The sequence below is a fragment of the uncultured Maricaulis sp. genome, assembly GCF_963976135.1.
In the GTDB taxonomy this organism is placed as follows: domain Bacteria; phylum Pseudomonadota; class Alphaproteobacteria; order Caulobacterales; family Maricaulaceae; genus Maricaulis.
Genome location: NZ_CAXBKN010000098.1, coordinates 1 through 9,162, shown reverse-complemented (window position 1 = coordinate 9,162; position 9,162 = coordinate 1). Strand labels below are relative to the sequence as shown.

Annotated in this window: 9 protein-coding genes; 5 read left to right on the top strand and 4 right to left on the bottom strand. The window is 64.0% G+C overall.

Going from position 1 to position 9,162, the window contains the following annotated elements:
• Window positions 1-1,906, top strand: a 1,906-nt coding sequence (locus tag AAC023_RS12105) for an ABC-F family ATP-binding cassette domain-containing protein (protein ID WP_339741461.1), incomplete at its 5' end; no start/stop codon positions are given.
• Between the two features lie 115 nt (window positions 1,907-2,021).
• Window positions 2,022-2,942: a calcium/sodium antiporter gene (locus AAC023_RS12100; protein ID WP_339741460.1), complete on the top strand. Its 921-nt coding sequence runs from the start codon at window positions 2,022-2,024 to the stop codon at window positions 2,940-2,942.
• 21 nt (window positions 2,943-2,963) lie between these two features.
• On the opposite strand, the gene AAC023_RS12095 is transcribed toward AAC023_RS12100, so the two are convergent.
• The 4 genes from AAC023_RS12095 to AAC023_RS12080 are packed head-to-tail and all read right to left on the bottom strand — an operon-like array spanning window position 2,964 to window position 5,652.
• Window positions 2,964-3,356 (bottom strand): hypothetical protein, encoded by a 393-nt coding sequence (locus AAC023_RS12095; protein WP_339741459.1) that lies wholly within the window; start codon window positions 3,354-3,356, stop codon window positions 2,964-2,966.
• An 18-nt stretch (window positions 3,357-3,374) separates the two neighbouring features.
• Entirely contained in the window at window positions 3,375-3,677 is a 303-nt protein-coding gene (locus AAC023_RS12090) for an I78 family peptidase inhibitor (RefSeq protein WP_339741458.1), read from the bottom strand.
• Window positions 3,674-4,126, bottom strand: coding sequence for a DNA polymerase III subunit chi (locus AAC023_RS12085; protein WP_339741457.1), 453 nt, complete (start codon window positions 4,124-4,126; stop codon window positions 3,674-3,676). Before AAC023_RS12085 ends, AAC023_RS12090 begins: the two co-directional genes overlap by 4 nt.
• Window positions 4,127-4,173: 47 nt before the next feature.
• Window positions 4,174-5,652: a leucyl aminopeptidase gene (locus tag AAC023_RS12080; RefSeq protein ID WP_339741456.1), complete on the bottom strand. Its 1,479-nt coding sequence runs from the start codon at window positions 5,650-5,652 to the stop codon at window positions 4,174-4,176.
• 122 nt (window positions 5,653-5,774) lie between these two features.
• Between AAC023_RS12080 and AAC023_RS12075 the strand changes: the two genes are divergently transcribed.
• From AAC023_RS12075 to AAC023_RS12065, 3 genes are all read left to right on the top strand, one after another.
• The gene (locus AAC023_RS12075) at window positions 5,775-6,890 is read left to right on the top strand and encodes an LptF/LptG family permease (RefSeq protein ID WP_339741455.1); all 1,116 of its coding nucleotides are present in this window, start codon (window positions 5,775-5,777) and stop codon (window positions 6,888-6,890) included.
• Between the two features lie 3 nt (window positions 6,891-6,893).
• A complete protein-coding gene (locus tag AAC023_RS12070; RefSeq protein WP_339741454.1) occupies window positions 6,894-7,991 on the top strand; it encodes an LptF/LptG family permease in 1,098 nt (365 codons plus the stop codon).
• Window positions 7,992-8,071: 80 nt separating this feature from the next.
• On the top strand, window positions 8,072-9,162 hold a 1,091-nt coding region (locus AAC023_RS12065; protein WP_339741453.1), incomplete at its 3' end, for a putative LPS assembly protein LptD.

The following is a 9,162-nucleotide window of genomic DNA, read 5'->3' as shown; positions in this document are numbered from 1 at the left end:
AAGCCGGGTTACGCGCCTGCCCATGCTACACATCAATGATCTGACATATCGTATCGAAGGCCGGATGCTGTTCGACCAGGCGACCTTTCACCTGCCCCCCAAATGCAAGATGGGGCTGGTCGGGCGCAATGGTACCGGCAAGTCGACCCTGTTCCGGCTGATCCGCGGCGAGATCGCGCCCGAGGGCGGCGATACGACGCTGCGCAAGGGTGCGCGCGTTGGCTGGGTCGCCCAGGAGGCGCCGGGCGGTGACGAGAGTCTGATCTCCGTTGTGCTCGATGCCGACCTCGAACGCGCCGCCCTTCTGACCGAAGCGGAGACGGCGACCGATCCCAACCGCATCGCCGAGATCCAGATCCGGCTGGCCGATATCGATGCCCATACTGCCGAAGCGCGCGCCGGTTCCATTCTCTCCGGCCTCGGTTTTACAGCAGAAGAGCAGTTGCGTGCCTGCCGCGAATTCTCCGGCGGCTGGCGCATGCGCGTTGCCCTCGCCGCGACCCTGTTTGCCGAACCCGATGTGCTGCTGCTCGATGAGCCGACCAATTATCTCGACCTTGAAGGCGTGATGTGGCTGCAGACCTATCTCAAGAGCTTCCCCGGCGCCGTGCTGGTGATCTCCCACGACCGCGATCTGCTGAACGGCTCGATGCAGCGCATCGCGCATCTGAAAGACGGCAAGATCAGTGTATTCGAAGGCGGCTATGACGACTTCGAAGCGGCCCTGGCCGAGCGTCAGCGCCTGCAGGTGAAGATGGCCGACAAGCAGGATGCCGAGCGCCGGCATTTGCAGGCCTTCGTCGACCGTTTCAAGGCCAAGGCCTCGAAAGCCAAACAGGCCCAGTCGCGCGTCAAGCGGCTGGAGAAGATGCAGCCGGTCGCAACCATGGTCGCCGACCCGGTCGCGCCCTTCCTGTTTCCCGCCCCGAAAAAGGCGATGGCGCCGCCGATCGTGCGCATTGAAGAGGTCGATGCCGGCTATGCCCCGGGCAAGCCGGTGCTGCGTAATGTCAATCTGCGCATCGATCCCGATGACCGCATCGGCATTCTCGGCCGCAATGGCGCCGGCAAGTCGACACTGGCCAAACTGCTCTGTGACAAGCTGATCCCGCTGTCGGGTCATATGCGCCATCACAAGAAGCTGGAGATCGCCTATTTCGCCCAGCACCAGATTGACGGGCTGCATGCCGACACTTCGGCCTATCAGCATGTGATCGATCTGATGCCGGATGCGACCGAGGCCCAGCGCCGCGGCCGTCTGGCCCGGTTCGGCCTGCCGCGCGACCGCCAGGAAACCCCGGCCGGCTCCCTGTCAGGCGGCGAGAAGGCCCGGTTGATGTTCAACCTGATCACCTTCCATGGCCCCCATCTTCTGATCCTCGATGAGCCGACCAATCACCTCGACATGGACAGCCGCTCGGCCCTGATCATGGCGCTGAATGATTATGAAGGCGCCGTGATCCTGATCAGCCATGACCGGCATTTGATCGAAAGCTCGGTCGACCGTCTCTGGCTCGTCGCCGATGGATCGGTGACACCCTATGACGAGGATATCGAGACCTATCGCCAGAGCTTCTCGGGGCGCCCGGCCCGCGCCGCCAAGCGCGAGAAAAAGGATCTGCCGCAGGACGACAAGAGCGTCAAACGCCGCAATCTCGCCGCCCGCCGCGACGAGCTCAAACCCCTGCGCACCGAATCCGCGCGCTGGGCCAAGGAGGCCGATCGCCTGCGCGGCATTCTCGACGTGATTGATCGCGGTCTCGCCACGCCGGGCCTCTACAAGAAAGACCCCAAGGCCGCCAAGGATCTGCAGATGAAGCGCGCCAAGGCCGTCGAGCTGATCGATGCCGCCGAAGCCAAATGGATGGCCGCAGAAGAAAAGCTGGAAGCCGCGCGGGCCGGATAGACGACGCAATATGAACCTCGTCTCCAATTATTAGCTGCACCCACCTTGTCGCGGCGCCCGCCAATCCACATTTCCGCAGCTGGGCCCGCACCTGCGCGCCATCTGGGGAAATTCCATGGATTATGTCTTCGTCCTCGCCGGCCTGACCGGTCTGTTCCTCGGCGGCGAGGCGCTGGTGCGTGGCAGTGTCGGCATTGCCCGGCGGCTGGCGGTGCCACCGCTGCTGATCGGGCTGACGGTGGTCGGTTTTGGAACCTCAACGCCTGAATTGCTGGTCTCGGCCGATGCGGCGCTGCGCGGCGTGCCCGATATCGCGATCGGTAATATCATTGGATCAAATATCGCCAACATATTGCTGATCGTCGGTGTCTCGGCGCTGGTCTGGCCGATCCGCATCAGCGGCGCGACGCTGCGCCGCGATACCGGCGTCATGATGGCCGCGACCCTGATATTGATCCCCGTTCTGGCCATGGGAGAGGTCACGCGCCTGTCCGGCCTGGTCCTGTTTGCCGGCCTGGTGATGTATCTCGCCTGGGCCTATCTGCGGCCAGGCGAGGCGCAGGCCGACAGCGATATACAGGCGCCGCCACCCTCCAGCCTGGTTTCGGTGCTCTGGGTCATCGCCGGACTGATTGCGTTGATGCTGAGTGCCCGGCTGCTGGTCGATGGTGCGGTCTCGATCGCCCGCGGCTATGGCATTTCCGAAGCCTTTATCGGCCTGACCATCGTCGCGATCGGAACCTCTCTGCCCGAACTGGCGACATCCCTGATTGCGGCGCTGCGGCGTCAGTCGGAAATCGCCATCGGCAATATCATCGGCTCCAACATTTTCAACCTGCTGGGAATTCTAGGCATCACCGCGATAGTGACACCCATCCCGGCGGCATCACGCTTCCTGAGCTTTGACCTGCCAGTCCTGATCGCGGCCTCGCTTATCCTGACCGGGTTGCTGGTCACGCGCCCGACCATCGGCCGCGGTGTCGGTGCCGTGATGCTGGCGGGCTATTTCGCCTATATCTGGTCCGCGCAAGGGTGATGCTTCAGCGGCGATTGCCCGCTAACCGCAGGTCATGCTCTCAACGGTATCGTCATCAGCGATCCGGATCGTCAGGCGCTCGGGAATGAATTCCATCGTGACGCGCGTATAGCGGGCGACGACGCGATAATTGGCAGGCAAGGTGAGCCGGTCAATGCTGAGCCGGGGCTGTCCGACATGATGCTGGTAGTGCTCCATGCCGCACGATCCGGTGATCGGGCGTTGCACATTGGCCGTGTCGACCGTTTCGACATCGCCCAGAAGGGGCATGTCGTGAGCCGGCGCCCCCATAGGGCCCGGCCCGGCCATGGCCGATCCAGGCTCGAGAACTGGCAGGGCAGCCTGCGGTGCACGCACGTCATCGAAGGCACAGCCGGCGAGAAGCCCGGCCAACAGGATAGAAACGCGCTTCATGGAATCAGGTCCGTCGGCTCAACCACACCAGATGCGTACGATAACCCCGTCGCCGTCGAGATCAAGATTAAGGCGATCGGGCCGGTGATCCATGGTGACGGGCTGACCGGGATGGATCGGACGCACAAGGCGCGCCAGGCTGTCCAGGTCGACCTCGCCGAGCGGCTGGCCGATCAGATAATCGCGCGCGCCGGCACCGCAGCTATCGGTGACGGTCTCGAAATCGGGCGGCATGATCAGCTCCGAACTGTCATTGCCGGTCGCGGCGCAGGCCGAAACAACCAGCGCGGCCAGGACGGGCAACAGGATGCGTTTGGTCATGCTTTCTTCTCCCAGCGGCCTTCCGGCGATTGGCGCCAGTATGAGACGGTTCGCCCCGGTGTCGATAATTGTTTCCAGAGCCGGCGCGCGGCATTGACCGCGCTTTCGTCCTGACCATCAAACATGATGATTACGCGCTCGAACCCGTCCGGGCTTTCCGGCACCGCGCCATCGAGCAGGAAAAGGCATTGCGCCTTGTTGGGGTTGGTCTCATCGCTGGCGAGCAGAACCGGCTGGCGTTCCGGCTCGGCCTGGTCGGCGCGGTCGTGGGGCAGAAAGCTGGCCTCACGCCAGGTCCAGAGCGACTTGTCGAGCGAGGCCAGGCGTTCGGGATCGCTTGAACGCACCAAGGCCCGCCAGCCCCTGGCCAGCGTTTTTTCGAGCAGTTCCGGCAACACCTCTTCAGGCCCGGAACGCTCGAGATGATAGAACCAGATATCGGCCGGCATACATAAAAAGGGCGGCCCGAAAGCCGCCCTCTCCTTTTCTTCGAAGGCTAGCCCTCGTAATGATCGCGCACGAAGCGGTCGAGCATGCGCACGCCCCAGCCTGTGCCCCAGCTGGGCTGGCGGGGATCATCCTTCATGCCGCCCATCGCCGTGCCGGCAATGTCGATATGGCACCAGGGCTTGTCATTGACGAAGCGCTTGAGGAATTCCGCGGCCGAGATCGAACCCGCCAGACGGCCTTCGCCGACATTGCGCATATCGGCATTCTTGGTCTCGATATGCTTTTCATAGTCGGGGCCGAGTGGCAGGCGCCAGACCGGCTCGTCGGACGCATTGCCGGCGGCAAACAGGCGCTCGGCGATCGTGTCGTCATTGGAGAAGATCGCGGCGCGCGTATTGCCGAGCGCGATCAGCACAGCGCCGGTGAGGGTCGCCAGATCGATCATCAGCTTCGGATCGAAAGTCTGCTGCGCATACCAGAGCACATCGGCGAGGACGAGCCGGCCTTCGGCATCGGTGTTGAGAATTTCAATCGTCTGGCCCGACATCGAGGTGACGATATCGCCCGGACGCTGGGCATTGCCGTCGGGCATGTTCTCGACCAGGCCGACAATACCGATGGCATTGACCTTCGCCTTGCGGCCCGACAGGGCCGTCATCAGGCCGACGACGGCAGCGGAGCCGCCCATATCGCCCTTCATCTCGTCCATGCCGGCACCCGGCTTCAGGGAGATGCCGCCCGAATCAAACGTCAGGCCCTTGCCGACGAAGACGAGTGGCTTTTCGCCGGCCTTGCCGCCATTCCAGCGCATGATCGCGATATGGCTCTCGAATTCCGACGCCTGGCCGACACCGAGCAGGGAGTGCATGCCCAGCTCGAGCATTTGTGCCTCGTCGAGGATTTCGATCTCGAGGCCCAGCTTGGCCATGCCTTCGATCTGCTTGGCATAGGTTTCCGGGTTGAGGATGTTCGGCGGCTGGTTGAGCAGCTCACGCGCCACATCGACGCCTTCGGCTACCGGGCCCCAGTTTTTCCACGCTGATTTGGCGGCATCGACGTCATCGACGGCAATGGCGACCTTGGTCAGCGAGGGTTTCTTGTCGTCGGACAGCTTGGTGCGGTACTGGTCGAAGCGGTAGGCGGCCAGGCGGGCACCGAGCCCGGCGCGGGCAGCGCCCTCGCCATCGGTCTCGCCATCGAGGCGCAGCGTCACGGTGGTCTCGCCGCCGGTCAGCAGTTTGGCGACCACGGCAGCGGCGGCTTTCTCGATCACATTCTCATTCAGCTTGGCCTTGTCGCCAAGACCGAAAATAACAATGCGCCCGGCATCGACACCGGCCGGAGCGATGATTTCCAGCGTCTCGCCGGCGCCGCCCTTGAAGCGTGACGCGGCGATGGCGCGGGTGAGCGCGCCGGAGGCGGCCGCATCGACCGCTTTGGCCGCAGCCGACAGCGAGGCCTTGTCGAAGGCTGGAACGGCGATGGCTCCGGCATTGGTACCGGCAGTGACGAATTCGATCTTCATGGCTTGACCTTCTCGAAAAGCGGGGGCTCCAAGATGCGCATGGAACCGAAAAGATGGATTGCGGAAGTGGTATCCGATCCAGTCGTGAGATAGAAGGCGCATCACGCAGCGAAAATTCGGTCATGATTCTGGTTCAACGCTATTTCTTCCGGCAAATGCTCTGGCCGTTCATCACGTCAGTCTCGGCCCTGGCCGGTCTGGCGCTGCTGACGCAGAGCCTGTCGAATGTCGATCTGGTGTCCGGTTATTCGCAAACCGCCTTCACCTTCCTGAAGGTGACCTTGCTGGCCTTGCCGCAATTGACCGCCCTGCTGGTGCCGATCGCCATCTTCATCGCTGTCCTTTCGGGCATGAACCGGCTCGCGGCCGACAGCGAATATGTCATCGCATCGGCCTCGGGGATGAGCCGGCTGGCCGTGCTGTCGCCGCTGATCCGGCTGGCGGTCTATGTCATGATCTTCAATCTCGCGATCAATCTCTTCATCCAGCCGCTCGCCTACCGCGAGATGCGCCGCAGCCTGCACGATCTGCGCTCGGACGCCGCCGCCAGCCTGATCACGCCGGGCGCCTTCACCCGGATCGGCGCCGGCGTGACGCTCTATGCCCGCGAGCGCGGCCGCGACGGGCGCATGCAGGACGTGCTGATCCACGATACTCGCGTCGCCGATGAGCCGATTACCATCACCGCGCGTGAGGGCTTTATTGTCCGTTCCTCGACCCAGTCGTCCATGGTCCTGGCCGATGGCAATCGTCAGCAGATCGATGCCGCCGGCGAGCTGGGCTATGTCACCTTCGACCGCACGGAATTCGATCTCGGCGAGTTCATCGGGCCGATCGATGCCATGTTCTTCAAGGAAAGCGACCGCTTCCTGCACGAGCTGATCTGGCCCGATGCCAGCACGATCGCACGTAGCGGCGGACCGGAGCGCGCCTGGGCGGAAGCGCATTACCGGCTCTCCTCGCCGCTCTACAATCTCGCTTTGGTACTGATCGGTGCCGCCGTCTTCCTGGCCGGTGATTATTCGCGCATGGGTTATGGCCGCCGCGTCATGACGGCCGTCGGACTCGGCCTGTCCCTGCGACTGACGGGGTTTGCCGTCCAGTCGGCCAGCGCCGTCGACGGCGCGGTCAATGCCGGTCAGTATCTGGTGCCATTGCTGGGCTGTCTCGGTGCCCTCACAGTCATTTACTGGCCCACGCGCGTGCGCCCGGCCCGCCATCTGGCCGGCGGAGCCTGAGCCATGCTGGTGAGCCGACTCAATCGCTATATGATGATGCAGACCCTGGTCGGGCTTGGCCTGGCCCTGCTGGTGATCAGCACCGTCATCATCCTGGTCGATTTCGTCGAGCAATCGCGCGCCATCGGGACGCGGGTCGATATCGGCTCGCTCGACCTGCTCGGCCTGACCCTGCTCAAGACGCCCTCGCTGATCGAGACCACCCTGCCCTTCGTCTTCCTGTTTGGCGTGCTGACCTCGCTCTTCCGGCTCAACCGCTCGAGCGAACTGATCGTCATGCGCGCCTCGGGTATCTCGGCCTGGCGGATCCTGTCCGCGCCGATTGGCCTGGCGCTGGCCGGCGGGCTGCTGGGCACTCTGGCCCTGAACCCGCTGGGCTCCGCCGGCAATGCCGAATTCGAGCACCGCCGCGACGCCCTGATGGATGTTCGCCGCAGCCCCGATGTCGAGGAGCCGGTCTGGCTGCGCGAAACCAATCTCGACGGTTTCACCGTGATCGCGGCGCTCTCGCTGGATGAGGGCAGCCAGCGCCTGATGACGCCGGCCTTTATGTATTTCTCGGTCGATGGCCAGGGCGTTCCCCTGCTGGAGCGCCGGATCGATGCGGCCAGTGCCAGCCTGCGCGACGGGTTCTGGGAAGTCACCGACGCGGTGGAGCGGACCCCGAACAGTGCCGCCCTCGATCTCGGCCTGGTGACGATTCCGACCCTGATCAATCGACAGGCCCTGTTCGAGCGCGCGCGCTCGCCGGACGGCGTATCGGTCTGGGATCTGCCCGGCCTGATCGACTCGGCCCAGGAGGCCGGTCTCGCGACGGAACGCTATCAACTTCGTTTGCACCGGCTCCTTGCCCTGCCGCTGACCCTGCTGGCGGCGACGCTGATCGCAGCGGCCGCAACCCTGCGCCTGCATCGCCTCGGCGGCGCGGCGGCATTCGCGCTGGCCGGCGGGCTGGCCGGTTTTCTGATGTTCTTCCTGCAGGAGGTGCTCGGTTCGCTGGGTGCGACCGGTGCCCTTCCTGCTGCCACAGCGGCCTGGGCTGCACCGGCGCTGACCGCCCTCTTGGCGCTGAGCTATATCGCCTCGACCGAGGACGGATGACGTGATGGACGACTGCGGCGGCATCCGTTAGTCATAAAGACCGGTATTCGAACCCCACCGGGTCAGACAAGGAGTGACGCATGGCGTCGCAGTTTAGCCGCCTCGCGGCTGCATTGATGGGCTCTGGCGTGCTCGTCCTGTCGCCTGCGGCCCTGGCTCAGTCCCCGGAGGCCGAAGAGGCACCCGTCTATCTGGAAGCAGACAGTCTGGAAGACCTTGGCAATGGTGCCGGCTTTCTGGCGCGCGGCCATGTGCGGGCGCGCCAGAGCGGCCGGACCCTCTATGCCGATGAACTGGAATATCACCCCGAACTGAACCGCATCGTCGCGCGCGGCAATGTCGTCATTCACGGCCAGGGTCCCTATCCGCAATATGCCGACGAGGTCGAGCTGGATTCGGAAATGTCGGCCGGTCTGGCGCTCGGTTTTGCCACAATGCTGGAAAATAACGGCCAGATGGCTGCTGCCGCCGCGATTCGGCGCAGCAATGGCGCCATGCAGCTCGAGGACGCCTACTACACGGCCTGCGAATTGTGCGAGGCCGGCGAGCAGGAGCCGACCTGGCGTCTGCGCGCCCGGCAGGTGATCCAGGATCCCGACGAGCAGATGATCTATTACCGCGATGCCCAGCTCGAGGTGATGGGCGTGCCGGTTCTGTATTCGCCGGTTTTCGCGCACCCGGACCCCTCGGCGGACCGCCATAGCGGCCTGCTCTTCCCCGGCTTCAGTGTCTCCTCGCGGCTCGGCTTCTCCTACCAGCAACCCTATTACTGGGCCTTCTCGCCCTCGCAGGACATTACGCTCGCGCCCCGGGTGATGACCAATGTCAATCCGCTGCTCTTCACCGAATACCGCAAGCGATTCTGGTCCGGCGAAATGGCATTTGAGGGCAGTGTCACCCATGAAGCCGAGATCGACAGCGATGGCGAGCGCTTCGGCGACGAGACCTGGCGCTGGCACGTCTTCGGCGGCGGCGAATGGGAGATCAATCCGGACTGGCGTTGGGGCTTCGGCGTTCAGCGCGCTTCTGACGACCTGCATTTGCGGCGCTATGACTTCTCCGAAATTGATCGCGATCGCGGCGCCCCGATCGAGGGCGGCAATCGGCGCCTGGTCAGCCAGATCTATGCCGAGGGCCGCACCCGCAACAGTTTCGGTTCGCTGATCGCCGC

Coding starts and splice junctions, on each gene's coding strand:
- AAC023_RS12100 (WP_339741460.1), top strand. CDS start 2,022: ATGGATTATGTCTTCGTCCTCGCCGGCCTGACCGGTCTGTTCCTCGGC.
- AAC023_RS12080 (WP_339741456.1), bottom strand. CDS start 5,652: ATGAAGATCGAATTCGTCACTGCCGGTACCAATGCCGGAGCCATCGCC.
- AAC023_RS12095 (WP_339741459.1), bottom strand. CDS start 3,356: ATGAAGCGCGTTTCTATCCTGTTGGCCGGGCTTCTCGCCGGCTGTGCC.
- AAC023_RS12075 (WP_339741455.1), top strand. CDS start 5,775: ATGATTCTGGTTCAACGCTATTTCTTCCGGCAAATGCTCTGGCCGTTC.
- AAC023_RS12085 (WP_339741457.1), bottom strand. CDS start 4,126: ATGCCGGCCGATATCTGGTTCTATCATCTCGAGCGTTCCGGGCCTGAA.
- AAC023_RS12070 (WP_339741454.1), top strand. CDS start 6,894: ATGCTGGTGAGCCGACTCAATCGCTATATGATGATGCAGACCCTGGTC.
- AAC023_RS12090 (WP_339741458.1), bottom strand. CDS start 3,677: ATGACCAAACGCATCCTGTTGCCCGTCCTGGCCGCGCTGGTTGTTTCG.